Genomic DNA, 25,330 nt, shown 5'->3' with positions numbered 1-25,330 from the left:
GGGGCAGCTTGGCAGATGGAAATGGATATGCAACAGCGGAGCCCGCTCCCGAATGGTGATCGATCGGCCGGCCATTTTCGGAACACCGCTTAACCCCTATTTCGATGCAGCTCACGCGGCCGGCCTCACGGTCGAGGGACGTTCCACGACAGGCGGAAGGCAACTCCGAATCGTTAAGGCGAACATCCTCGGCACATCCGCACGGTAGGATGAATATTCTTGGAGAGCGCACTGATGCCCGACTGGGATATGCACTCATTGTCGGCCAGCGTAACCAGAAAAATGCTTCAACGTCGGTGCATTGGTGCGATGGCTTGGCAACTTCGTCCACTAAGATGGTGTTGCCGCCCGAACGCGTGGGCTTCATCAGGCGCGGGCCCGGATCGCCGCGCAGCATCTAAGTGCTGGTCCCTCCCGAGCTATCCGTCTTGGAACCCAAAACTCCAATCAATCAAAACCTCAATGTCGAGGTATTTGGACAAAACTGAGGGGGAATAATGTCTCACGCTGCGTTAGATCGCACACCGAATGTGACCGGCACCAAGAGCTTTAACATAAGCTACGGATTGTTCGCGTTCGCGATCGTTGCGCTGACGATCCTCTACATCTGCGCGCGGCTGTATCAGCAGGCTTTTGGTTTCTCCATGGGGCTCGATGCGAGTTCACCAGAATTTGGCGAATACTGGATGACGCTCTTCAAGATCGAATTACCGGTCTTGTATGGCGCGGGCGCGCTCTGCTGGACCTATCTCTTCCTGACGCGTGACAAGAACATTGAGGCCATCACGCCCGAGGTCGAGTTGCGCAGTTACTTTTATCTGACCATGTGGCTCGTCGTGTACAGCTTCTGCATCTTCTGGACAGGCAGCTTCTTCGCCGACGGAGATGGAGTCTGGCATCAGACGACCCTCAGAGACACGCCGTTTACTCCTAGTCACATAATTCTGTTCTATGCGACCATTCCAATCTATCTCTTCTTTGGCGTAGGCAGCTTTGTTTACGCGATGACCCGCATTCCGGCCTTCTGTAGGGGGATCTCGCTCATGCATGTCTTCGCCGTAGTGGGGCCTTTCCTCATTTTGCCGAATCTCGGTTTCAACGAATGGGGGCACGCTTACTGGCTCACTGAGGAAATCTTCTCCCATCCGCTGCATTGGGGTTTCGTGGTTCTTGGATGGTGCGCACTCGCGCTGGCAGGCGTCCTGATGCAGATCGTCGGACGATTTAGAGAACTCGTTCCAATTGTATTCAAGCAGGATGCAGCGAGCGCGTGACGAACGCACGTCTGCGACGCGTTGGAAGAATCGCGGTGCGGGAGCCGTGCGACAATAATACAAGCCGACAGCCATTCCCGGATAGCGATCGCAGTCCGGCAAGAGCAGGTAAACCCTAGGGACAGAGGAGTCACCTCAGATTACCGACATCGATGCAGTGGCGATTCCGAAAAGGAAAGCTGGCCCCAAGGGTGAGACGGTCATTTCTGTCTCCGGTCTAACCCCCAGGGCAGCAAGATACTCCCGCGTATTCGACTTCCTGGTCGTGGCGGCGGTGGTGCCCCTCTTTGCAGGAGCATTCCATCTGCACGTGATGCTCACAGTCGGTGATTGGGATATGTACGTCGACTGGAAAGACCGGCAATACTGGCCCCTTGTCACGCCCATCTCCATGATCATGTTTCCTGCTGCTCTGCAGGCGATCTTCTGGGTCAACTTCCGTTTACCCATCGGCGCGACGGTGGGCGCAACGGTGTTGCTGACCACCACGTGGCTCGGACGTTACGCGAATTGGTGGATATGGACAGGCTTCCCGTTTACGGAAGGCGTGCCGTCACAGGCGATCGCGGGCGCATTGTTGATGGATATGGCGCTAATCGTCCTTCGCAATAGCCTGTTCACATCCATCTTCGCGGGCTTTGCGTTCGGATTCGTATTCTGGCCATCGAATTATTCCGCTTTGGCTCCGTTCTATCTCCCAGTCGAGCACCAGGGAATGGTCGCATCGTTGGCCGACATGATCGGTTACACATTTCCGCGTTCGAACATGCCTGAGTATCTGCGTATCATTGAGCGCGGTACGCTCCGGACTTTCGGTAGCTCGGTTAGTTGGGTGTCGGCGGCGTTCGCGGGCTTCATCTGCATATTCATGCACCAACTTTGGTGGCAGCTTGGGCGTTTTGCGTCCCAGGCGACGTTCCTCAAGAACGGCGATGTCGTCAAATCCTTTATGGGTATGAAAAGCAGGCCTGCCTCCTAAGCGAATAAGCACAGTGAACACGGGTATGTTGGCGAAACTTGTAAAACTCGCTGCCGGTTGGGTTGTCGCCTTCACTGCCGGAGTGTCCGGCGCAGCCGCTCATGGCGAACGTGCTCAGGAGCCATACTTGAGGACGAGGACGGTGCAATTCTACGATGTCCACTTTTCCAAAACTGACGTGAAGGTGAACGAGCGGTTCGAGCTAACGGGAAAATTCAGGCTGATGGAGGACTGGCCGGACGCAGTTGCTCCGCCGGATATTGTTTTCATATCGAGCGTATCGCCGGGGCCGACAATTGCCAGGGTGGAAACATACCTCAACGGTGAGCCAGCGAGGCAGTCTTTCGCAAAGCTGGAACTTGGCCGCGACTACGATTTTCGAATGGTTCTTGAGGGGCGCACACCGGGCAGCAGCCACATCCATCCCTCGATCTCGATCAAGGGATCTGGCCCTCTAGTGGGACCGGGTCAGTGGATAAACATCTCGGGTGATGCGCATTCGTTCGCGTTTCCGATCAAGACTATGACTGGTCTGCAGATCGACGACTTGCAGACGTTCGGGCTGACTAACGCGATCGGATGGCATGGGGCCTGGCTAGCCGTGGCCGCGGCTTGGTTGTTGTTCTGGTTGGTTCGTCCACTGTTTTTGCCTCGATGGCTCGTTCTGCAGAAGGGCAGGGAGGATTTGTTGGTTTCGTTGAGGGACACCGGGGGCGGGATCATTGTGGCGGCGATCGTTCTCGTCATGGTCTTCGGCGGCTACGTCCGAGCCAATCAGGAATATCCATATAATGTGCCCCTCCAGAGCGGGTTGAATAAGGTCGCGCCGCGCCCGGCAACCCCTGCTGACGCAGAGGTCAAGGTCATATCGGCTACCTATGACGTGCCGGGCCGTTCGATGAGGCTAGCGACCAGGATAACGAACAAAGGGTCAGAACCTCTTTCAATCGGCGAGCTTACGACCGCAAACATCCGCTTCCTCAATCAGGGGCTCCCGGCAGCGTTAGCCAATGTAGATCCGACCTACCCAAGGGATCTCGTCGCACGCACAGGGCTTGAGCTCAGTAGTGATACGCCGATAAATCCCGGTGAGACGAGAGAGGTGCTCGTCGAGGCAACGGACGCCGTGTGGGAATTGGAGCGCCTTGTCAGCTTCCTGACCGACGTCGACTCCAAGTTCGGCGGGTTGTTGCTCCTCTACACTCCGAATGGGAAACGCGTCATAGCGGAGATGGGCGGACCAATCGTGCCCGTATTCACCGAACTTAAGTAAGCTTGGGTGCGCGAATGTTGCGACGAGGTCAGTGGTGGACGACCGCAAGCGGAAGAGGGGCGTTCCCGGCCGTCCTCGTGATGGCGCTCGGCGCTCTCTTTGTTATTGCCGCCGTCCGCGAAGGTCATGCGCACGGAGCTGTGTCCATGGAGGCTGACCAATGCAAGCTGAAAGTGGACAGCTACTTCATGCATTTCACTGGCTATCAGCCGCAGAGCTCGAGAGCCGAATTTTGTGAGGACATACCGGAGGTCGGACGAACGATCATTGTTCTCGATTTCGTCGACGAGTCCCTTCGAGACATCCCGGTAAGCGTGAACCTGGCTAGAGATGACGGCATACAAAGGATGGAAATGACCAACACACCATCCAGCATCCTCTACATTCCACCAAGGAAGTATCCGAACGGAACGATCAAGATCGACGTCAATTTCGAGAAAGCCGGCAGATACGTCGGCATGGTGGCGATCGAGGATCGCGGGCAAAGCGTGGCGAACTTTCCATTCGACGTGGGGCGAGGCTGGAGTCTGATACGTCTTCTGGCGTGGTGCCTGGTCATCGTGTCAGGTGCCGTGGGAACGTTTCTGTGGGTACGGCGACGATACTCGATCGGGCGGGAGCTATCCTCGCGAACCACAGGTAAAGGAGAGTTGTTTCGATGAGAAGGTCCCTGCTCTTCATGACGGCCGTGCTGATCGGAATGCCCGTGGCGGTACTCGCTCATGCGCATCTCATTCGATCGACGCCGCAAGATGGCAGCGAAATTTCAGCTCCGATCGAGCCGATGGTCCTGTACTTCACTGAAGCGCTCGAACAGCGGCTTATCAATGTCGCCCTTTCTCGCGATGATAAAGCCGTATCAGGGCTTTCGCAGCCCGTGCTAAGCGGCAATGGGCGAATCGTGAATGTTTCGTTGCCTCATCTATCTGCCGGGCTCTATACCGTCAGTTGGAGCGTTGTCTCGATTGACGGGCATCGCACGGAAGGCAAGTTTAAATTTCTCTACCGAGGACCTTGATGGAAACGGTCCTCTCACTTGCGCGAGGGACTGCGTTCGCCTCCACGGCAGCTTTCGGCGGATTCTGCTGGGGGTTGGCACTGTGGCGCGAGGGTCTTGAAAGCGGCACTCGATCGCGCTTCACGACGATAGCGTCTATTGCTGCGTCCGCAGGACTGGTCCTCGGTCTCTTGTATTTGACGGTTCGGATCGGCGCCGTCCTTGGCAAGCCGGTCTTGGCGGTCAGCTCCAGCGATGTGCTCTTCATCATTTTGGGCACGCGGTTCGGGAGAGCTCAGGTCGCGGCGCTTGGGTTTGTGCTAGTCGGAGTTGCGAGCTTGCGACTTCTTCACAAGCCGGGTCTTGCCGCGAGTTTCAGCGGACTATCGCTGCTGGTGGGATTGTCCTCGAGCCACTCGGCGGCTGGCGGCACTATAGCAGACCTCGCGATCAATATGATCCATGTTGCTGCGGCGGCGCTCTGGTTCGGAGGACTGTCAACCCTCGTTGTCGCGATGGCTCGCCAGGCAGCGGAGAGGCCCGAAAGTAAATCCAGGCTCCTGAGCGGCTTTTCGACGGCCGCGCTACCGCTCATGTTGCTCGTGGTCGCAACCGGAGTAGCTCTAGCAATCGAAAACGTGGGGACCTGGCCGGGTTTGGTGGCGACCGAATATGGCTGGCTCCTGACGGGAAAGTGTGCCGGCATCGGCCCGGTCCTGATCTGCGCGGCGTTCATCAGACAAAGGCTATTGCCGTTGCTAAAAACCGAAGGGGCAACTCAGCCACTCGCGATGGTCTTGAAGATCGAGCTAGCCTTCGCATTTCTGGTCACGCTATTTGCGGGCTGCCTGTCTCAGGCCATTCCGTCGAGACACGTCGAGATAGTCTGGCCGCTTTCGTTCCGTCTGGATCCAGCCGTCGCTTGGGGGACGGTACCGGGAAGTAACGTTCTGGCCATTGGCGGCTGCATTGCTCTGTTGATTGGGAGTATTGCCGCATTTGAGCTCGGCCGTATGGGAAGATGGTGGCGGGCGACGATCGCGGCTGTTGCTGGACTTGGCGTCGCAGGGGCTGTCGCGCTGCCCGGGTTATCAGTGCCCGCGTATCCTTCGACCTACTCAAAGGTTCCGGTACCGTATGACGCCGAAGCGATTGCCCGGGGGCAGGACGTATTCGCTGCTCATTGCGTAGCTTGCCACGGCCTGAGGGGTAGAGGAGACGGCCCGTTGGCAAAAGATCTGAAGCCGCCGCCCGCCGATCTCACTGCTCCGCACACGAGAGACCATACGATGGGAGACATGTACTGGTGGGTGAGCCATGGCTTCCCACGCTCGGCGATGCCGGGCTTTGCCGAAATTCTGTCGGACTTGGACAGGTGGCGAGTGGCCGAGTACGTGATGGCTCTATCGCTTGGATATGAAGCAAGAGTTCTTGGTCCCGAAATATCGGCAGGGCAGCCGTGGCTTCACGCGATCGACTTTCCGACGTGCCGCGGCCTTGGCCCGAGAGAGAAGTTGAAAGATACGAGCGACGGGCGCTCAAAACTTGTGCTGGTCTTCCGAGATGGCATCCGAACGCAGCGCCTAGATCAGTTGACGCAACACGCGCGCGCCATCGAGCAAGCAGGCGGAATGATCGTCGCGGTGATGCCGTTTCACTCCGAGGAGTTCCCATCTCCAGGTGAGTCAGGAAATCCCTGCATCGTGTTCGACATGGAACATCGCATTGCCGCTGCGTGGAATCTCTATCGGCGCACAATGGCGAACCCCGGCTTCGATGACAACGATTCGCCTCCAGCGATAATCGAGTTTCTTATCGACCGATTCGGATTCGTGCGCGCACGCTGGCGTTCGGACGAGACGGAGGGACTGGCATCGCCTTCGCAACTGGTCGACGCAATTACGCAGCTCCAAGCCGAACCGGAGATCAACAAGAGAGGCGTTCATGACCATTAGCGTCCGGGCCGCTCTTGCCCTCATTGCTGTCTGGCTCCCGCTGATCGCACTCGCGATCAATGCTCTCGCTGAGCGCCGTGCCCCCCGCGAGTTTCAATCGATCATTTGTCGCGGCGACAGGTCTGGTGCCAGCAAGATCGCAGGCCGGAACGAGCCATGATCATAGTAGCGAGCAGATTCTGCGTCGACAAGCAGGCGGTAGCTCTTTTGGGGCGCTCGTATGGGGGATCGGTGGCAGAAGAAGAGCATCTCATCTCGCCGTCCCGTATCAACCCCCGAGTGATCGTCGCTGGCGCTGCCGGCATTCAGATGAGCCCACCTCCAAAAGCGGCAATTGCGGGAAACGTTCGCTGACACCTTTCCCGCGAACATAAAGTGGTAAGCGCTAGAACGCGGATTACAGAGGAGGCCATGATGCCTTGGAAACCCACGATGTTGATGACGAGCGCAAGGGCATTGCTTTCGCCGATTGCCGGTGTTGCCGTCCTGGCTTTTTTTAACAGTACCGCCGTCAGCCATGAGTTGGAGGTCGGAACACTACTGATCCAGCATCCCTGGGTGGCTGCAAAGGATACGACCAATACCACGACGACGGCTTATGTGATCGAAATTCAGAACAGGGGCACAGGGCCAGATCGGTTGCTCGGGGCGTCGCTTTCGGGCGAGAAGGGGATCTTGCAGGAAGCGGATGCAGGCGCGCGGCCAGCCAAGTTCGCCACCCATGAGCATGGCTTCCAAATAGAACCTGGTGGTTTCGTTAGTCTTCAACCCGGTAGCGCGCGGATCCTGTTCGAAGGACTTCACGGCGCATTAAAGGAAGGAGAGATGGTCAAAGGGACGTTGGAATTCGAAAAGGCCGGCACCATAGAAATCGAATTCGCGATCGAGCCGGCGGGCTTGGCTGAAGAGGATGATACGCCAATCCATCATCACACTCACCACTAGGGTGCCAGGGGAAGGGCGAAGGTCCGGTTGGCCGCTTGAGGTGGACATGCTTGGGAAGGTGCGCGCTGGCGAGGGCCTGGCCGACGCTGTCGTTGCTGATGTCGGCGACCTGAGACAGGCCGTCGAGCAGGCCGAGCGCCTGCAGCACGCCGGCGTAGATGCCGATGCTGACGCTGGTGTCACCGGCTTCGACCCTTTGCAGCGTCGACCGGGACGTGAAGGCGCGAGCTCGGCCACGATCGCCATCGGCAGCCATCGGGGTCGACGGGCGTCATGGATGTCCGCCCCAAGCTTGCGTAGCGCGCGTCGTACCGCAGCGGGAGGATTCTGTGGAGTAGGCGCTTTGGCACCTTCGCACGACAAATCTGCTATGTAGCAGGAAGATTACAATTTTCCTAGACGGCCGAAGCGTAGTCTCAACGATGATCGAAGGTTTTATTTTACTGCCGCCGCGACGGCGTTGATTTGGACAATTTGGACGTTCGCAATCGCGGTTATGCTGGCTTTCACATCGGCAGCCTCGCTGGGCGCCCGTCAATCTGAGTGAAATGGTCATCTGTCTCCGTCAGGATTCGATCGATCGGCAACTCGGTGCGAGGGCATGGCCTCGGTCCGAACGCTCCCGCAGCACAATTGGCGGTTGATGACGATGTCGACGCCCGAGCAAATGTAGGCGGCGACTCCGACGCGTGATGACCGGACGCGCCAAGGCCAGCGTTCATCGATTATCCAAATAGCAGGCGCGATCGCCCTCAGTGCCGTTGTCCGCGGCGCTCGCGGCGCATACTGCCGGGTGGCAGCTATCGCATCTCGCCGGAGCGCTGCTCGGCAACAAACGCATCCCGACCGCGCTTGGAGGGCACGGTCCCGCGCAAGAACGATCCGACGGGAGCGAAGCCTCCCTTTGCTGGATCGGCGGCTATTGGAAGTTTCTGCGGCCCGAGCGCCTTCGATGGGGATATCGAAAATCACCCCCCCTCATCTTCAGCATCCCCCTAAGCACCTCTACTACGCGATCTCCCGCGACTTCATCAGCAGGGGACTGCGCTCACGCGCCGAGGAACTGGTCGCCGCCATCGAACTGGGTCTAAAGCCGGAGTACGAGATCCGCAATTCGCTGGAGAGGGAAGTCTCCGTGGAACGATGGACGCGGCTCGATCGGGAGATCCGGCTGGCAGCAGATGAGACCGGCTATATCGATCTTCGCCCAGAGAATCCCGGGAAGTCCGATCCCGAGATTCGGCGCCTGATGGTCGGTCGCCTTCAACACCTGGAGAAGATGGATTTTGCGGCATTCGCCGCACCGGGGGAATGGATGGTAGGGTTCGAGGCCGAGCGCAGCTTGCGTGATCTCGGCATGCGCGGCGACATCATCAAGACCATGCACCGCGCCGTCGCTATCTCCTGAGGGGCGTGGATCTTGAACCCGAGTAGCGCGATAAACAAAGTCTACGGCCCCTCGCAAATCGGCGTCGGCCGTTGTGGCGACGCGGGATGATCCTTCTCGTATTGAGCGAGGATCGGCTCGAGGGTCTGCTTTGGCCAAAATTTCGGGGCGCGAATTTCTTTCAAACAGGCAGCGTTCCAGTAGAATCTCGCGACCGGCGGCGATCGGCGGGCCGCCACCACTCGTGCGACGGCGTCGACGTCGGCGGCGTCAGGATAGACGTACAGCGTCGTCGGATTGTCCTTCACCATCGCGATGATTTGCGCTGCGTCCAATGGCGACCAACTGGTGCAGCCGTTGCTGCGGCCGCCGGCGTAATCAACCAGCGTTCCGAACGGAACGTAACCGTCGTGGTTTGCGTACGGACTGCGTGGATATTTTCGGAGGCAGACGTTCCTCAACAACTCGGCCGGGTGCCCGCCGATCTCGCGCTGTCGCGCATTTGCGGTCTCGCCTTCGCCGTCGAACTGAACGAACGAGCGTATCAGAACCGCGTCTTGTTTCGCCGAGATACAGTAGTAGCCTTTGAAGGACGTCTTCGTCTCACCGGTCACATAGGCCCCGCCGGTCGTCAGTTCTGAATTCATCGCATTGCCGAAGTTCTTCGCGCACCGTCTTCCGTTGGCGAAATCCACGATCCCCTTTAAATCGCGGCCGCCGCCGTGACCGGCCGAAATCGCACTGAACGATCGGTCGGATTCGCAGATAACGTGGAACCGGCCCCCCAATTTGCCGTCGCTCAAATCGTTGGGAAGCGTCGCGTCCATCGCGAAATAGCAAGGATTCTTGATCGCTCCTTCGTTCACCTTTTGGAGGTAAAGCGCGCGGGCCCTGTGCAAGACCACCTGGGCTATTTGACCTTCGCCTTCGCCAACATGGGCCCTCAACCAAGTCGGAATGTCCGTTGCTTGCTGAGCGGCAAATGACCATGGCGACGCCAATAAGGCGACGACGGAGAGGCTGAAGATATTCATGATCAGAAGGACGGATCTTGACCGCACGAGATCAATTCTCCCGTCGATGCGTTTTGCATGCGAGTTCAAGCGTCGCGGCGTGTCAAGCGTTAGGGCTGAATGACGCGGCCGGACAAGCGTGTCAGTTCGTGAGAGCACTCGCAATCGTCTTGACATTGTGCCTGATCATCTCGATGTAGCTCGGAGCCTCGCCATTCTCGTTGGTCAGGCTATCCGACTAGAGCGTTCCGCCGATTGCTGCACCGGTCTCGGAGGCAATTTGGCGCATCAGTCTTGGGTCGCTCACGTTTTCCAGAAAGACCGCCGGGATCTTCTCTTTCTTAATCTGCGTGATAATGGCTGCGATATCCCGCGCGCTCGGCTCGGTTTCGGTTGAAACGCCTTCCGGTGCCACGAACGCGACATGGTAGGCGGCGGCGAAGTAGCCAAAGGCGTCGTGAGTTGAGATCACCTTGCGCCGCTCGACAGGGATCGGCGCGAGCGCCTCGCGAACGTCGCGATCGAGCGTTTCCAGCTTGGCCAGATAGGCCGATGTATTGGCTCTGTATGTCGCAGCGTTGGCGGGATCGGCGGCTACCATCGCGTTGCGGATATTGGCGACATAGATCTCGGCGTTTGCGACTGATTGCCAGGCATGCGGGTCCACTGACCCCACGCCACGATCACGGCTCAGTATTTCGCCGGCAGCGACTTTGCGCGGCGCGATGCCACGGGTTGCGACGACGGTGGTCGCGTTGCTGCCGGATGATTTGACGAGCCGCGGTAGCCAGCCCTCCAGGCCGAGGCCGTTGATGATGACAAGGCTGACATTCCTGATCGCCTCCGCATCTGCGGCCGTCGGCGTGTAGACGTGGACGTCACCGTTGGGACCGACCAGCGTCGTGACGTCAACCCGATCGCCGCCAATGTTCCTGGCGAAATCAGCAAGAATCGAAAATGTCGCCACGACCGGTAGCTTCCTGGCGTCTTGTTGCGCAGAAGCCGGCAAGATCGCCGAGGCGACCGCAAGGCTAAGCAAGATCAGAAGCCGACACCGTCGAAAACAGGTCTTCTGCCACACGGAAATGTCGTGTGCGGACCGACGGGCCAAATCCAAGTCAAACTGCCGTCGAGCGTCGGCATCTACCGGGTGTCGCGACACAGCCGGAACAAGAGGGCCTCTCCGAATTGCTTGATTGATGGTCCCTTGCGTCTTCTCCCAATCGCATGTAACGTTATAACATTACGCTACGGGTCGCAATGAGCTGAGGTTGCATTTCGCACGTGTCTTTCTGCTCAATGCCGGCCCCGAAGCCCACCATGCGTAGATCAGCAATTCCGCACGATATGGCGAAAAGCTGCGCTGCCGCCCACGAAGCGCGAGGAGGACACAACACCATGGCCGATGCTGCACCCCAGATTCCGGTCACGGTTCTGACCGGCTATCTCGGCTCCGGGAAGACCACGCTGCTGAACCGCATTCTCTCCGAGACCCATGGCAAGCGCTTTGCCGTGATCGTGAACGAATTCGGAGAGGTCGGCATCGACAACGATCTCATCGTCGACGCGGACGAGGAGATTTTCGAGATGAACAACGGCTGCATCTGCTGCACGGTGCGCGGCGACCTCATTCGCATTATCGCGGGGCTGATGCGGCGCAGCCGCGGCTTCGACGGCATCATCGTCGAGACGACGGGGCTCGCAGATCCCGCGCCGGTGGCGCAGACGTTTTTTGTCGACGAGGACGTCCGCCGCAAGACCAAGCTTGACGCTATCGTCACCGTCGCGGACGCCAAGCACCTGCTTGACCAGATCGATCAGACCCCTGAAGCGCAGGAGCAATTGGCGTTCGCCGACGTCGTTCTCGTCAACAAAGTCGATCTTGTCGACGAGCAGGGTCTCGCGACGGTCGAGCGTCGCATCCGCAAGATCAATCCTTACGCGGTGATCCATCGGACCGAGCGCTGCGGTATCGGTTTCGCCCAAGTATTGGGACGAGACGCCTTCAATCTCGAGCGCATCCTCGAAGTCGAGCCGGGATTCCTCACCGAAGAACACGAGCACCAACACGACGACAGGATCGGCAGCCTGTCCCTGGTCGCGGATCGACCGATGAAGCCCAACAGGTTCATGCCATGGATTCAGGATGTCACCCAACGTTATGGGACGGATATCCTACGCATGAAGGGCATCGCATCAATAGAGGATGACGATCGGCAGTTCGTCGTTCAGAGCGTCCACATGCTCATTGAAGGCGGAAGTCGGCGTCCTTGGAAGGACATGGAGCCGCGCCAGACACGGCTTGTTTTCATCGGGCGCGACCTGCCGAAGGACCTACTAAGGCAGGGCTTTGAGGCTTGCTGCGCCTAAAGGGAGTGCAGATGGGCGAGATCATAGGATTTGTTTCCAAATCTGAACTTGAACGGGCGCGTCTCATCCGGGAGGCCCGCGCGATCTACGACAGCATATTCCCGCCAGCCGACGTGGCCAGCGTGCGGCGGGACGCTTGCGTTATGGAAGGGACGCAAAAGGGCGGAAAGGGCCCGCTCCATCGAAAAGAAACGGCCGGACGACAGACATGACCGCATCCGGGAATTCCTCGTGGAGAGACAGCTTGCCCTTCTCCAGCCGCTCCAGCCGAACGTTCGGCAAAGCCGCCAGCGCTTCGATTTCGCCGCGCGAACGCGCTGGGGTGTCGTGCCCATAGACCACCAGCGTCGGTTTGTCCGTCTTCCGCATCAGGTCGAGAAAGTCCTCGCGGCTTGCGACCCGATCGAGGTATCCGGTCACAAACCGCACCGAAGCGTGGCGCGCTCCTTTTGCCTGTGTTACCGCAAGCTTGGCGGCGAGGCGGTCGCCAGAGAGCCAGTCCGCCTCGCTATAGACGTGCTCGCGCGCCATGCTCGTCACCACAAAACAACTGACATTGATCCGGTAGAGCAACTGGCCGATCAGCGGCCAATCGATCGCCGCTCGCACGCGGGCGAACCAGGGGCGATAGCCCATCATCGTGGGGAGGGGCCCTCGCCAGGTCGGCGCGAGCAGCACGAGGCGGTCGACCGCGTCGCGGTGGCGCGCCGCATGATGAAGCGCATAGGTCGCCGCATGTCCGGCGGCGACAATCATGCGTGCCGTCGGCGACATCTGGCTCAAGAACCAGTCCAGGAATGTCGACAGCATCTCGGGCGACCAGTCGGCGCGCGGGCGCGGCAGGTCGCCGAATCCAAGCCAGTCGACGGTCGTCGCACGACAGTCGGATCCCAGTCGCTCGAGCAGCGGATACATCTCGGCTCGCGTCGAAATCGAACTGAGCGCAGGCAGCAGGATCACGTCCGGACCATTTCCCGCGCGGGCCATTCCGATCGAGAGCGCCCGGCCTTCCCACAGATACTCGATTGTGCGCTCAATAATCATGTTCAACCGCCCTTGCGTATCGACGTCGTGCCGCGGCGCTTTGCTTTGATGGCGCTCCTGCGCTCGGGCGGCAGCGCGCCATGACGCTGCTTCGTCAATGGCAAGCACGAATATAGCCGATGGATCACTATATTCCTTTGGTCCATAGTCGGGTCAGAAGAGGTAATAACGCGTTGACGAGGTTCATGCCGGCACGGCTCTTCGGGCGGCGCCGCGGAGCCTGTCTTGCGCTCCAGCCTGTCGCGCCAATCCGATTGACTGAGCCTGACCAGGAAGCGCTCGAAAACGTAGCGGCGCATCAGGAGCTCGTGCGAAATGCCGAGCTTGCGCGATTCATTGAGGATGCAGGTACGGACGCTCTCGGCCGATGCGTTGTTCTGTCTCACGGAGATCTCATGGGAATTGCTGATTGCATTTCTTCGGCCAGTCGAGTGAACGGCTCGACCTGACGGTAACAGCCGATCTCGCGCGCAATCTCCATCATTTGGTGAGGATCTCCGCCCGCGGCGCTGAAATCCTTCATCGCCTTCATTGCCGGCTCGTCGCCAAACTTGCCCCGATAACGCAGCATATCCACGACGGTCCTGGCGGGACTCGTTACCCGTACCGGTGTACGCCGCCTTGCAGCGCATACGCTGCCCAAGCTCGCCGCGAACGGCGCAATCATACGACTTGGGCCGCAGGGGCGGGCGCCGGAATCGAGTTGGTCTCTCGGCCCATCTTTCAACGCCTTCTACGCGCGAATGTTAGCCTCGCGCCGGCCTGTTGAGAGCGCCGTGTTTGTGCCTCACCCAACGACATCGCGTGCGCGCAGCGCTATCCGAAAGTAGAACGCTCAGCGCTGATGACCGAAGCCAATGCCGAGTTGTGAGGCCTTGACGCGCACGGCGGCGACAGTGCGCTTTAATTCCTTGGAGACCTTTGCGACCGACGTGCGAGTCTTTGAATGTTGCTGATTTAGAACCCACAGTCTCTGTAGCCCCTTCTGGCACGCCGGAAATGCGAGCCGACAGCAATGAAGTCCACATCCAGACATTGATTTCCTCGACGGTATTCGGCCAAACCGTCGCATCGAAGGTATTCGAGATTGATCCGCCAGCGCTTCTCATGCGGAGAGTAAGTTGCAAAATCATTCTGCGCGCTGGGAGGTCCCCTGCAGATAGCCGCGATATATTGTCGGATCTCGGCGGGCAGATCGTCGATATGATGACGATCCCAAGGATCATTCTTAGTGACGGCGCTGCCCATGGAACCAGCGGTCACCACACTGCAAAGCAGAAGTAAAAGCGCCAACAACGAGGTTCGCATTGTCATTCGGCACTCCTCTGTGAGTGGCCACGGATGGTGTTGAGAAGTCCTTACCTTCAGTTCGTGGCAACTTTTTTTGGTTTTTCCTTCCAGGCAGCCACCATGCGCGTGCGACGTAACCAGCTTCCCGTTCGCGGATTTCCTTGATCCAATAGTCCCGGCCCGGGCCAGCCTTGCCGTAGGCACGGGGAGCCCCAGCCTTCAGAGCCACCTTCCGGGCTTTCATCGCCGTGAACGCTGGCCGCGCGTAAGCGTAGTCCTTCCCGGTCGTCAGGACGTGCCAGATCATGACTGCGAGCTTGCGCGCCGTCGCGACGGCTGCGACCCCGGCCCCGTGCTTTTTCTGCGTGCGGTTGAAGAATGCTCGCAACGGACCCGGCGCCGTCTTGGCTGACCACGCCGCCTCAACCAGCATCTTGCGGGCGTCACGGTTGCCCTGCTTCGAGATCCGGCCATGCCGTGCCGGGTGCTCGCCTGACTGCCGAACCCGCGGAGTCAACCCGAAATAGCTGCTGAGCTTATCCGGCGACGGGAAGCGTGCGATGTCGCCGATGGAGGCCAGTACACTCGATGCGACAACCGAACTCACGCCGGGGATCGTCATCAGCTTGAGAGCCCGTGGATCGTCCAGAGCCTGCTGGGCCACGACTTTGTCGATCTCCGACAGTTGCTTCGTCACGCGTTCGTGTTCCGCGATCAGACGCCGGAGGCAAGGTATGAGCTGAAACGCAATCTTCGTTGTAGAACCACATCCTGATTGCGGTCCTCAATTGGGTGTGAGCCGCGTCTAGCTTGCCGACTTGCAACAATATTCCGGTGTCTTGCATGATGAAGAAGACTCAAATCGATAAGTTCGCGAAGCCGGGACGGACGAATTTGGGGACCATTCAACGCGGCGCTGGAGAACTTGGCTAAATCGCCACGTAAAGAAATGCCGCCATAGGCGGACGCTACGGAAGCCGGTGCTTCCTTGCGTCAGAAGCCGAAGTCCAGTTGACCCGGCATGGATCGGCAATGCGAGCACACATGCTCCCACTTACCGAACCGGAACCGGTCATACTCGTTTACAAAAACTGGCTTTCGACTGCTGCTACTACGCATGACGCTCTCCTTTCCTGTTGCGTGGACGTACAGCCGCAGGCTCACCCCCTTTGACGCGGGAGCGCGCTTGTTAACCTCCAGCCGCCTTAGAGGCCGGATCACAGAAAAGGTGCCGATGGCGGCAAACCGAGAACCACCCGCATGGGTGTCAGGCTCGGATTAAACACGCTGCTTGAGTCGAGATCGTCCGGCGAGCCATTGGTTTGAAATCCACGAATTCAATCGCCGCGGTAGAACATAAAAGGAACAATTTGGTCTGAGCTGGAACTCGAAGGGCTTACGGATCCCTATTCAAGCAGGCCGAGACCGCGCATTATTATGGTTTAATATAGAAACCCTAATTATAAATAGGGTCGCCGACCTCCAGTTTTGGTTTTTCATGAAGCGCAGCGATCTCAGCCACACAATCAGGGAGACCCTCAAACCGTTGCCGCCGCCGTACGATTCCCACTACGGAATCGTCCCGCCGGCTCCTCCCGAAGACGGAGTTTTGGTCGCAGGGGCGACGAAGGCCCTCGATGTCGCTCAATTCGCCTTCGGGCGGGTCGACGCCATCGGCGCTCAGTTGAAGGACCCCTACATCGTCAGCCGGATCCTGACCAGACGCGAAGCCGTCAGTTCCTCATCGATCGAAGGCACCCAAAGCACGCTCGATGAACTGCTTTCCGTAGAGGAAGCGGGGGGCGACGACGCCAGGGACGAAGCGCGCCAGGTGCGCAACTATGCCGTCGCGCTTGACGGATTCATTCCGCTTGCGGCCAAAGACGGATACCGCGTCTTCACGATGGATTTGATTAGAGATCTCCATCGTGCGGTGATGAAGGATGATCCGGATTATCAGGATGCTCCCGGCGAGCTCCGCAACCGTGTCGTGTGGATCGGCGGAAAAGGCGACATCGCGTATTCCAGTCTGAACCCTCCGCCTCCTGCCGACGTTCCGCACTGTCTCGCCCAGACCGTCGATTATCTCCGCAATGAGGGGATGCAGCAGATGACACAAGGCTTCATCACCAGGATGGCGATTGCGCACGCTCACTTCGAGGCGGTCCATCCCTTCCGCGATGGCAACGGGCGTGTCGGCCGTCTCCTTCTTCCTCTTATGATGGCTGCCGAGAAGCACGTCCCTCTGTACCTTTCGCCCTACATCGAGAGCAAAAAAGAGACGTACTACGCCTCCCTCAAGGACGCCCAGCAGCGACTCGACTGGCAGCCGATCATTGCCTTCATGGCCGACGCCGTCACCGGCACCGTCGATGAACTCATCCGAACCCGCAAGGCGCTGTCGGACTTGTCCGAACTCTGGCGGCGGCGCCGGAAATTCCGCAAGCGTTCTGCGGCGGTCCGCGCGCTTGACGAACTTCACAATTATCCGGTTGTGACTGCCAAGCGGCTAGGCGATCTTCTTGAGATCAGCCCTCCACAGGTGCATCAGGCTATCGCCCAATTGGAAGAGGCAGGCATCTTACAAGAGCGGACCGGCTACGCGCGCAACCGCGTGTATGCCGCCTACGAAGCGCTCAGCATCATCAACCGCCCCTTCGGCGAGGAGCCCTTGCTTCCCGAGCAAGCCGATCTAGGCGAGATATCGGCGGCTCTCAGGGAACCGTGACCGGTGCTATGTCGTGGACCCGGTGAACGCTTCCGGCGAACGCGAACAGCCGCAATGAGCAAGCGACATCCAGCTTGATCTATCGTACGGGCATGACCTGCAGCCGGATTGGCCGCCTCGCGCAGAGTGGCCACAAGATGCGCCCCTCGCAATTGGGGCCGGTGAAGATCTCTTGCCTCGCTACAGTCGGCCTTTCCGTAAGCGTCCAGCAGGGAATCCCTACACTTCCGGGAGCGTCGCGAAATGGCGCATCGAAACCGACAAGGGCGGCTGTGGGGCGATCGCTACTCGCCGTCGTGATCGACGCCCGCTGCCGGGACAGGTCTCCCGCTTCTCTCTTCCATGCATCGCGGACTGATTTTTCGCTTTGGTTGGCCCGGGGACTATGCAAGCGCGTCTTCCAAATGAGCCAGAATATCCGTCTATCGATAGGCGTCCGCGGAGTTGCTCACAACGGGGCAGCGAACTACTCCCCACCTTCGTTCAGTACTATTTGTGTCCCGGGAAGTGCAGTGCGTCACGGAAGTCTCCGAGCAATGAATAGAGTGCATTGTCGCCGGATGCCAATGACGGGCGGGTACTTGCGGAAGGTGATTTTCCGCGGTGATTGGCTGCGGAAGCATCGAGCCAGCGGGCGATCTTTTTTATTGTTGTCAGAATAGTGCGGGTCCGAATCGTAGCGCTACCCGATGTGTTGTGCCGCTTACCGGCGAACTTCGCGTCACGCGCGCATCTTTTCTGCAAAGGTCGGCTATGATTGGCCTATCGCGGGCATGATGTTGCCGTCGCCAGAGGGTGCTCGTAGTTCACGTCGATCAGAACGCACAGTGCGAGTTCAGATTTTCGAAATCAATCTGACCTATTGAGCCGCTCAACATCGACCGAACGAACCAGGTCAACAACTCCCGTTCAGCCAATACTGGCCAACGCCTGTCGGCGCCGTGTTAACCAACACGGCCACCGGGGCACGAACTCATTCAAGGGGTAACATGAGAGAAGTTGTGACAAGGAACGGCAGGCCATCGAGGCGTTTCCGCATCGGGTTGCGCAGCCAAATGGCGCTGCTCGGGATATCCGGGGTCCTTGTCACCGGCGTGATCTGCGCCGGCGCTCTGACTTACGCGCGTCTTGCTCAGAGCGAATCAAACGACAGCAACAAATTGAAGGATCATATCGCATCCTTGTCACAGAGCTTCCTGGAGTCGCGACAAATCGCAAACGACTTCCTCCGCAAACCAAGTGATGTCTTGATCAAGAACCATGCCGAGAATTATGAACGGCAGCTTTCAGACCTCGGTTACGTTGAAACATTTGCGACGATGTTGCCCGATAACGACCCGCTCAAGCAGGTGACGTCCCTGCGCTCGGTGATCGGTCTCTACGCAACGCGTTTTCATAACGTTGTCTCCGCCCAACGCAATCTCGGCTTTAATGAGAATGAGGGATTTCAAGGCAAGCTGCGCAATGCCGTTCACGACGTCGAGCAACGGCTGAAAGAGCTGAACCAGCCGCGCCTCACGACCTTGATGTTGATGATGCGCCGGCACGAGAAGGATTTCATCCTGCGCGGCGAGGACAAATATGGCGATCAACTGGTCGATCAGGAGGCGATATTCGAGACCGCGCTTGCTCAAGCCAACCTGCCAGAGGAGGCGAAATCCCAGATCCTCGACCTGATCCGCGCATACAAGTCGAGTTTCGTTGCGTTCATGGTCACGCAGCAAGCGCTGAATGACCAGGTGGACGATCTTGGACATATCTACGACCGTGTCCGTCCGGCGCTCGTGAAGATCATGGCTTCGGCCGGCGCGCGTTCGCAGGTTGCTGAAGTCCATGCTGAAGAGATCCGGCAGACGCTCATCTGGGTGATTGGACTTTCAACGGTTCTTGTGGGGCTCGCCGCGGTGCTGTTCGGCCAGCGTATCGCCGAAACAGTGGCTTCGATGACGGCGGCCATGCGCCAGCTCGGCGAGGGGCGGTTCGACGTGATTTTGCCAGGACTTGGCCGAAAGGACGAGCTCGGCGAGATGGCCGAATCGGTCGAAATGTTCAAGCTGAAAGCCCGCCAGAGGGCGCGGGCCGAGCTCGATGCGAGCGCCGAACTGGATCGTGTCGCTGCCGAACAGCGTAAGGCCGATATCGCGCGGCTCGCTGGTGAGTTCGAAAGCGCCGTGGGTCAGTTTATCGGCGCCGTCTCATCCGCATCATCAGAGCTCGAAGCGTCCGCGCGCAGCCTTACCGGCGCGGCCGATCGCGGCAGGCAACTCTCCGTCGAGGTCGCATCTTCATCGGGGGAGACCTCCGCCAACGTTCAGCGCCTCGCTGACGCTACCGGCGAAATGGCGGGAACCATCGCCACCATCGGCCGGCAGGTTGACCAGGTGGCCAGTATGTCGCACGAAGCGGTCCGTATGGCGCAACTGAGCGACCAGCGAATATCCGGTTTGGCGGTCGCGGCGGAGCGGATAGGCGGCGTCGTTCAGCTGATCGCCGCGATCGCGCGGCAGACAAATCTGCTCGCGCTGAACGCCACCATCGAGGCTGCACGCGCCGGAGGCTTCGGCAGGGGATTCGCGATCGTCGCGCAGGAAGTGAAATCTCTCGCGACGCAGACCGCCCATGCCACCGCTGAGATCAGCGAACACATCGGCGGAATACAGGCTGCGACACGTGATTCGGTCGGGACTATTGCCGAAATTGGCGGCCTCATCGGACGCATCTCGGAGATTGCGGGGACCGTGGTGGAGGCCATCGGAAAGCAGGAGACGACCAGCCAAAGCATCGCACTCAATGTGCAGGAAGCGGCAGCCAGGACGACGCTGGTGGCGACAAGCGCCGGTGAGGTCACGAAGGGCGCAAAGCTGACCGAGGAGGCTTCGGCGGGAGTGCTAAGGTCTGCCGAACTGCTTTCTGAGGAAGGTACTCGGCTGAAGCGCGAGCTGGACGACTTCCTCGCTAGAATCCGGGCGGCCTAGGTTGGGGAGGCGTTGATCGAAAAGCATCCAGACCAGCATGCGAATTGCAGACAGGCGCCACTTGGTGGTCAACAATGGCCGTTGTGACTGGCGGCTTCTCGCCGACTCAGGCTAAGCAGTTTGTGCGCAAAATCCAATATGAGACGAAACAAGATGGTTGCTACCGTCCGCAAGATGCCGACTTCAGGCTTCGCGATCGAAGTCGATGGGCTGTTAAAAACTGAGTTTGCAACGAAAGAGGGCGCCAGGGCCGGCGGAGAAGAACTGAAGAGACGCTTTCCCAAGCTTCGGGTCAGGATCTATGACGCGCAGACGCATGCGCGTGAGGAAATCTAGACCCTCAGATTCAAGCCCGGGTCACTTCTTCCGCTTGGCGCGTGCCGCCGATGCCGCAACGGGCTCTCCTGAACCGAGCCGCGCAGCGTCTCGGTCATGCGGGTTCGATCCCTCGCGCAAGGACTCATGAAACTCCTCGCCGGGGGCACTTGGGAAAGGGGCCCGCCGTCATGGCGTATGCCGGCGTGGCTATCACTGCCCGTTCCCGGGTACCGCTATTAGGATCTTCTTAAGTTCGGCTTTGCGCTGAAAGAGCGGGAGTCGGATGTCGCGGGGCTGTTCAGATAGAGCAGATCGAACGCTACGAGGACGATGCTCTTCGATTTGCTCTTGAGCTCGTTCTGCAGGACCGAGAAGTCGGTCGTGCCGTCGGCCGCCGGTAGCTGTTGGTTTTACGCTGAAACGGCACAGGAAGAACTCAACGTTGCAGCCGATTCAAATTGGCACAGTTCGAATCGTTCCGGAACCTGCGAATCACTGTCGCGGTGCTTTCAATGTCACAACAGGAGGCACCGATGGCGGCAGCGAAGAAGAGCAACACGGCGCGCGAACGAAGCAGGACCGGCCGCGGGTGGCAGGCGGGCAGGACTACGAAGTGCAGTACGAGGCGAAGAAGACCGGAAAGTCGGCACCCGCGGTGAAGAAGGCCGTCAAAAAGGGTCGGCGACGCGCGCAAGCGGATGGAGAAACAGTTAGGCCGCTGAGTCAGAGACGAATTGGCGTAGATGCTTAGTGCCGGTCATCCTCGTTGGGGGGCATTCTGGACAGGTGTCTCCAATCGAGTCCAGCACGTCGCGAACCACGGCTTCCGCTGCACCAGCGGAGACGCCTATTGGCGGGTCTCGACGGGCGATATTGAAGGCCCGCTCTCGTGCACGCGGATCGGCGCGGTCCTGCATCCAACCGTGCTCCTCGCACTTGGCGCCCGCTTCCCGGAGCATGTGGATCTCCCATCCGCACAGCGTCCGTATTGTCGGCCTTCGTTCAGTAGTCATCAGCATTGAAGTAGGCTCCGAATACGGCGAATCCTGTGGTCCGCCATCTGTTCCGGCTCCTCGCACAAGGCTGGATTCCCAGTAAGCAGAGGACAAGGTTTCCCCAATTCTGAGATCCCTGTGAAAAATGCCGGGCGGTTCTTGTAGGATGGCCTGCATCACGTTCGCTTAGGTCTTTGCGCGTGCAGGCAGAGCCGCACCGCGCTCTCGTGTTGGGATGGACGGCACCTGACTTGCAGTCAAAAGTGACCGAGTTCGCGCTCGTCGTGCCAGGGACCAAGCGATCCGCATTCAGCTTCAGAAATCTATCGTGTACCTTGATGCCGAATCCGTCGGGTCCCTTGCGGTCGGGAAAGGTCTCGGCCGCATGCGCCATCCAACTCAGCGAGATGTCGGAGAGGCGGGTTTCATTTTCGGGATAACTACCGCCGACATCGAAGTGGTTTCCTGCGAACCACATTCCACAGCCAATCCGGTTGCTTGAAATCCGTGCAAGGCCGCCCGGCACATTCAGCGCGAGAGCAGGCCTTTGTCGGGCACTTGCTTGTCGGCATTGAGACTCAATGCCAGAAACCTGACATACGCCCGCTACGAAGTGCCTGCTGAGCCTGCGAACTCACCTCGGCACGCGATTTGCTCTGTTCACGGCATCATCACCAATCGCGGTGCGATGATCTTCGGGACGGACACGGCGCGCGTCGCCGTTCGCGTTTGGTCCGTTCCGACGGTTTGCTGTGGCATGACTTGGCGCTCGGTAGTGGACCGAGAAAATGCAGGGAAGGGTTGGATGCGATCTAGAGTTCTTCTTTTGGGAGCCACAGTGAAACTGCCGCCGGAAGTGTGCGACTGGTCCGCAGGCTATATTGGCGGGCAAGTTGGTGGCGGGTACCTCGAGGCTCCTTCACCAATCCCTACAGTGAGTCGATCTTTGGCGATGCCGACAGGTTCGATGTCATGCGGCGGCACAACCCGCACCTGCCGTTCGGCTAGGGGCCGCCCTTCCGCCTGAGCGTGCGCTGGGACGCCTGGAATTGCGATGAGCCTTCTTCGCGCCACTCGTGCGGATGGGGGATCTGGTGCGGACCAACGTCGCGGAGGCTGTCGTCTACCTGCCGTCTTCGCTACCTGCGGCTCCTATCGGTCACCTCCGCCCTTCATCGCTTAGAGAGTGATGTGCCACCATGTCCGAACAATCCTTGCCGACGCTGCCGATGTGGCGCGTCGATCACATCGAGCCTTCGCCGGAGATGTTGGCGCTACGCGCCAACGGTCCGATCCACCGCGTGCGCTTCCCGTCCGGACACGAAGGCTGGTGGGTGACAGGCTATGACGAGGCCAAGGCGGTGCTGTCCGACGCGGCATTCCGGCCCGCGGGAATGCCGCCGGCGGCATTCACCCCGGATTCGGTGATTCTCGGTTCGCCGGGCTGGCTGGTCTCGCACGAGGGGGGCGAGCATGCCCGGTTACGCACGATCGTGGCGCCGGCCTTCAGCAACCGCCGGGTGAAGCTGCTCGCGCAGCAGGTCGAAGCGACCGCCGCGCAGTTGTTTGAGAAACTAGCGGCCCAGCCTCAGCCCGCCGACCTGAGGCGCCACCTCTCCTTTCCGCTTCCGGCCATGGTCATCAGCGCGCTGATGGGCGTGCTCTACGAGGATCACGCCTTTTTCGCCCGGCTGTCCGACGAGGTGATGACGCACCAGCATGAAAGCGGCCCGCGCAGTGCGTCGCGCCGGGCCTGGGAAGAACTGCGCGCCTACATGCGCGGCAAGATGCGCGACAAGCGCCAGGCTCCGGGCGACAACCTGCTGACGGATCTGCTCGCGGCGGTCGACCAGGGCAAGGCGACCGAGGAAGAGGCGGTCGGCCTTGCGGCGGGCATGCTGGTGGCGGGGCACGAGAGCACCGTCGCGCAGATCGAATTCGGCTTGCTGGCCATGTTCCGCCATCCGCAACAGCGCGAACGCCTGGTCGGCGATCCATCCCTGGTGGACAAGGCGGTGGAGGAAATTCTGCGCATGTACCCGCCGGGCGCGGGCTGGGACGGCATCATGCGATATCCGAGGACCGACGTGACCATCGCGGGCGTGGATATTCCCGCGGAGAGCAAAGTGCTGGTCGGCCTGCCGGCGACGTCGTTCGATCCGGGCCATTTCGATGACCCGGAAATCTTCGATATCGAACGCCAGGAAGAGCCACACCTGGCGTTCTCCTACGGGCCGCACTCCTGCATCGGCGGGGCGCTGGCCAGGCTGGAACTCAAGGCGGTGTTCGGTTCGATCTTCCAGCGCTTTCCCGCGCTGCGTCTGGCCGTGGCGCCTGAAGAACTGAAGTTGCGCAAGGAGATCATTACTGGCGGCTTCGAGGAATTCCCGGTGCTCTGGTGATGCACGGACGCCAACGCTGATCGCGATCCTCTCCGCAATTTGCCGGCGCGCCTGGGGCGCGCCGGTCAGATCAAGCCGCCGACAGTTAATCAGGATGGACGTGCAAGAAACCAGGGCAGCATACCGGGACGCCTTCGCCGAACTGGCGTCGCCGGCGTGCATCCACTACCCGTATCCGTTCATGCGGTGGTTGCGCGAGCACGATCCGGTGCATCGCGCGGCGTCGGGCCTCTTTCTGTTGAGCCGCCACGCCGACATTTACTGGGCGCTCAAGGCCACGGGCGATGCGTTTCTGGGACCGGCGCCAGGCGAACTGGCGCGCTATTTCCCGCATGCGGCGACAAGCCTGTCGCTCAATCTGCTGGCGTCCACGCTAGCGATGAAGAACCCACCGGCGCATACGCGTCTGCGCCGGCTGATCTCGCGCGATTTCACCATGCGCCAGATCGACGACCTGCGGCCGAGCATCGCGCGCATCGTCGCCGCGCGCCTGGACGGCATGGCGCCCGCACTGGAGCGCGGGGAGGCCGTGGACCTGCATCGGGAATTCGCGCTGGCCTTGCCCATGCTGGTCTTCGCCGAACTGTTTGGCATGCCCCAGGACGACATGTTCGGGCTCGCCGCCGGCATCGGCGCCATTCTGGAAGGCCTGAGCCCGCACGCCAGCGATTCCCAGCTCGCCGCGGCGGACGCGGCCAGTGCCAGAGTGAAGGCCTATTTCGGCGGCCTCATACAGTGCAAGCGCACCGATCCCCGCCACGACATCGTGTCGATGCTCGTCGGCGCACACGACGATGATGCCGATACACTGTCGGATGCGGAGCTGATCAGCATGTTGTGGGGCATGCTGCTCGGCGGCTTCGCCACCACTGCTGCCACCATCGACCATGCGGTCCTGGCGATGTTGGCGTATCCCCAACAGAGGCACTGGCTGCAGGGAGACGCCGTGGGGGTGAAGGCGTTCGTCGAAGAAGTCCTGCGCTGCGACGCGCCCGCGATGTTCAGCTCCATTCCGCGTATCGCCCAGCGCGACATCGAACTGGGCGGCGTGGTGATCCCGAAGAACGCGGACGTGCGCGTGCTGATTGCGTCCGGCAATCGCGACCCAGACGCCTTCGCCGATCCCGATCGCTTCGATCCGGCGCGGTTCTACGGCACCAGTCCAGGTATGTCGACCGACGGGCAGATCATGCTGAGCTTCGGCCACGGCATTCACTTCTGCCTCGGTGCGCAACTGGCCCGGGTGCAATTGGCCGAGAGCCTGCCGCGGATCCAGGCCCGTTTCCCCACGCTGGCATTGGCCGGGCAGCCGACCCGGGAGCCCTCCGCGTTCCTTCGGACGTTCCGCGCGCTGCCGGTGCGGCTGCATGCGCAGCGGAGCTGAG

The 25,330-nt window shown here is 59.8% G+C and carries 19 protein-coding genes and 7 pseudogenes; 16 read left to right on the top strand and 10 right to left on the bottom strand.

The genetic code is table 11. The features are described from left to right. Window positions 1–530: 530 nt before the first annotated feature. The 7 genes from amoC to ACZBJS_RS04050 all read left to right on the top strand — a co-directional run bounded on the left by amoC (window position 531) and on the right by ACZBJS_RS04050 (window position 7,423). Complete coding sequence (gene amoC, locus ACZBJS_RS04080; protein WP_463438437.1) at window positions 531–1,274, top strand: bacterial ammonia monooxygenase, subunit AmoC; 744 nt, start codon at window positions 531–533, stop codon at window positions 1,272–1,274. Between the two features lie 157 nt (window positions 1,275–1,431). Next, the gene (locus tag ACZBJS_RS04075; protein ID WP_463438436.1) at window positions 1,432–2,253 is read left to right on the top strand and encodes a methane monooxygenase/ammonia monooxygenase subunit A; all 822 of its coding nucleotides are present in this window, start codon (window positions 1,432–1,434) and stop codon (window positions 2,251–2,253) included. Between the two features lie 25 nt (window positions 2,254–2,278). Continuing rightward, on the top strand, window positions 2,279–3,526 hold the full coding sequence (gene amoB, locus ACZBJS_RS04070; protein ID WP_463438461.1) for a bacterial ammonia monooxygenase, subunit AmoB: 1,248 nt from the start codon (window positions 2,279–2,281) through the stop codon (window positions 3,524–3,526). 77 nt (window positions 3,527–3,603) lie between these two features. Next, window positions 3,604–4,188, top strand: a complete 585-nt coding sequence (locus ACZBJS_RS04065; RefSeq protein WP_229160434.1) for a hypothetical protein — start codon at window positions 3,604–3,606, stop codon at window positions 4,186–4,188. Then, complete coding sequence (locus ACZBJS_RS04060) at window positions 4,185–4,544, top strand: copper resistance CopC family protein (protein ID WP_229160433.1); 360 nt, start codon at window positions 4,185–4,187, stop codon at window positions 4,542–4,544. The genes ACZBJS_RS04065 and ACZBJS_RS04060 overlap by 4 nt, the downstream gene beginning before the upstream one ends. Continuing rightward, complete coding sequence (locus ACZBJS_RS04055; protein WP_463438435.1) at window positions 4,544–6,478, top strand: CopD family protein; 1,935 nt, start codon at window positions 4,544–4,546, stop codon at window positions 6,476–6,478. The genes ACZBJS_RS04060 and ACZBJS_RS04055 overlap by 1 nt, the downstream gene beginning before the upstream one ends. Before the next feature lie 432 nt (window positions 6,479–6,910). Further along, complete coding sequence (locus tag ACZBJS_RS04050) at window positions 6,911–7,423, top strand: copper chaperone PCu(A)C (protein ID WP_463438434.1); 513 nt, start codon at window positions 6,911–6,913, stop codon at window positions 7,421–7,423. 16 nt (window positions 7,424–7,439) lie between these two features. Here the strand turns inward: ACZBJS_RS04050 and ACZBJS_RS04045 are convergent. Continuing rightward, window positions 7,440–7,786 (bottom strand): annotated as a pseudogene (locus ACZBJS_RS04045) (hypothetical protein); the annotation flags it as partial. Window positions 7,787–8,438: 652 nt separating this feature from the next. On the opposite strand from ACZBJS_RS04045, the pseudogene ACZBJS_RS04040 reads away from it, so the two are divergent. Next, window positions 8,439–8,816 (top strand): annotated as a pseudogene (locus ACZBJS_RS04040) (DUF3363 domain-containing protein); the annotation flags it as partial. Between the two features lie 56 nt (window positions 8,817–8,872). Here ACZBJS_RS04040 and ACZBJS_RS04035 read toward each other — a convergent pair. After that, entirely contained in the window at window positions 8,873–9,844 is a 972-nt protein-coding gene (locus ACZBJS_RS04035; protein ID WP_463438433.1) for a hypothetical protein, read from the bottom strand. Between the two features lie 121 nt (window positions 9,845–9,965). Beyond that, window positions 9,966–10,868 (bottom strand): annotated as a pseudogene (locus ACZBJS_RS04030) (metal ABC transporter substrate-binding protein). Window positions 10,869–11,221: 353 nt separating this feature from the next. Between ACZBJS_RS04030 and ACZBJS_RS04025 the strand changes: the two are divergent. After that, complete coding sequence (locus ACZBJS_RS04025; RefSeq protein ID WP_463438460.1) at window positions 11,222–12,193, top strand: CobW family GTP-binding protein; 972 nt, start codon at window positions 11,222–11,224, stop codon at window positions 12,191–12,193. A gap of 11 nt (window positions 12,194–12,204) precedes the next feature. Continuing rightward, the gene (locus tag ACZBJS_RS04020; protein WP_463438432.1) at window positions 12,205–12,405 is read left to right on the top strand and encodes a hypothetical protein; all 201 of its coding nucleotides are present in this window, start codon (window positions 12,205–12,207) and stop codon (window positions 12,403–12,405) included. On the opposite strand, the gene ACZBJS_RS04015 is transcribed toward ACZBJS_RS04020, so the two are convergent. The 4 genes and pseudogenes from ACZBJS_RS04015 to ACZBJS_RS04000 all read right to left on the bottom strand — a co-directional run. Continuing rightward, a complete protein-coding gene (locus tag ACZBJS_RS04015; protein ID WP_463438431.1) occupies window positions 12,335–13,237 on the bottom strand; it encodes an alpha/beta fold hydrolase in 903 nt (300 codons plus the stop codon). The two genes, ACZBJS_RS04020 and ACZBJS_RS04015, sit on opposite strands and share 71 nt — an antisense overlap. Window positions 13,238–13,239: 2 nt before the next feature. Next, on the bottom strand, window positions 13,240–13,623 hold the full coding sequence (locus tag ACZBJS_RS04010) for a hypothetical protein (protein ID WP_463438430.1): 384 nt from the start codon (window positions 13,621–13,623) through the stop codon (window positions 13,240–13,242). Next, window positions 13,620–13,808: a hypothetical protein gene (locus ACZBJS_RS04005; protein WP_463438429.1), complete on the bottom strand. Its 189-nt coding sequence runs from the start codon at window positions 13,806–13,808 to the stop codon at window positions 13,620–13,622. The genes ACZBJS_RS04010 and ACZBJS_RS04005 overlap by 4 nt, the downstream gene beginning before the upstream one ends. Before the next feature lie 840 nt (window positions 13,809–14,648). Next, window positions 14,649–15,254, bottom strand: a pseudogene (locus ACZBJS_RS04000) (transposase); the annotation flags it as partial. Window positions 15,255–16,025: 771 nt separating this feature from the next. Between ACZBJS_RS04000 and ACZBJS_RS03995 the strand changes: the two are divergent. The 3 genes from ACZBJS_RS03995 (at window position 16,026) to ACZBJS_RS03985 (ending at window position 20,566) form a co-directional block, all read left to right on the top strand. Next, window positions 16,026–17,255: a Fic family protein gene (locus ACZBJS_RS03995; protein ID WP_463438428.1), complete on the top strand. Its 1,230-nt coding sequence runs from the start codon at window positions 16,026–16,028 to the stop codon at window positions 17,253–17,255. 1,055 nt (window positions 17,256–18,310) lie between these two features. Next, window positions 18,311–20,230 (top strand): methyl-accepting chemotaxis protein, encoded by a 1,920-nt coding sequence (locus ACZBJS_RS03990; RefSeq protein WP_463438427.1) that lies wholly within the window; start codon window positions 18,311–18,313, stop codon window positions 20,228–20,230. A 153-nt stretch (window positions 20,231–20,383) separates the two neighbouring features. Continuing rightward, window positions 20,384–20,566, top strand: coding sequence for a hypothetical protein (locus ACZBJS_RS03985; protein ID WP_229162587.1), 183 nt, complete (start codon window positions 20,384–20,386; stop codon window positions 20,564–20,566). 219 nt (window positions 20,567–20,785) lie between these two features. Here ACZBJS_RS03985 and ACZBJS_RS03980 read toward each other — a convergent pair. Then, window positions 20,786–20,949, bottom strand: a pseudogene (locus ACZBJS_RS03980) (non-homologous end-joining DNA ligase); the annotation flags it as partial. Between the two features lie 132 nt (window positions 20,950–21,081). On the opposite strand from ACZBJS_RS03980, the pseudogene ACZBJS_RS03975 reads away from it, so the two are divergent. After that, window positions 21,082–21,270: pseudogene (locus ACZBJS_RS03975) on the top strand (DUF3606 domain-containing protein). Here ACZBJS_RS03975 and ACZBJS_RS03970 read toward each other — a convergent pair. Then, window positions 21,259–21,567: a hypothetical protein gene (locus tag ACZBJS_RS03970; RefSeq protein ID WP_463438426.1), complete on the bottom strand. Its 309-nt coding sequence runs from the start codon at window positions 21,565–21,567 to the stop codon at window positions 21,259–21,261. The pseudogene ACZBJS_RS03975 and the gene ACZBJS_RS03970 sit on opposite strands and share 12 nt — an antisense overlap. Before the next feature lie 340 nt (window positions 21,568–21,907). Beyond that, a pseudogene (locus ACZBJS_RS03965) lies at window positions 21,908–22,021 on the bottom strand (phospholipase effector Tle1 domain-containing protein); the annotation flags it as partial. 721 nt (window positions 22,022–22,742) lie between these two features. On the opposite strand from ACZBJS_RS03965, the gene ACZBJS_RS03960 reads away from it, so the two are divergent. After that, window positions 22,743–23,945: a cytochrome P450 gene (locus ACZBJS_RS03960; RefSeq protein ID WP_463438425.1), complete on the top strand. Its 1,203-nt coding sequence runs from the start codon at window positions 22,743–22,745 to the stop codon at window positions 23,943–23,945. Between the two features lie 94 nt (window positions 23,946–24,039). Beyond that, the gene (locus ACZBJS_RS03955; protein ID WP_463438424.1) at window positions 24,040–25,329 is read left to right on the top strand and encodes a cytochrome P450; all 1,290 of its coding nucleotides are present in this window, start codon (window positions 24,040–24,042) and stop codon (window positions 25,327–25,329) included. Window position 25,330 lies beyond the last annotated feature (1 nt).

This window comes from Bradyrhizobium sp. KZN70725 (assembly GCF_055264925.1).
Note: the sequence above shows the minus strand (reverse complement) of the source record. Positions and strands in the feature narration are given on the sequence as shown.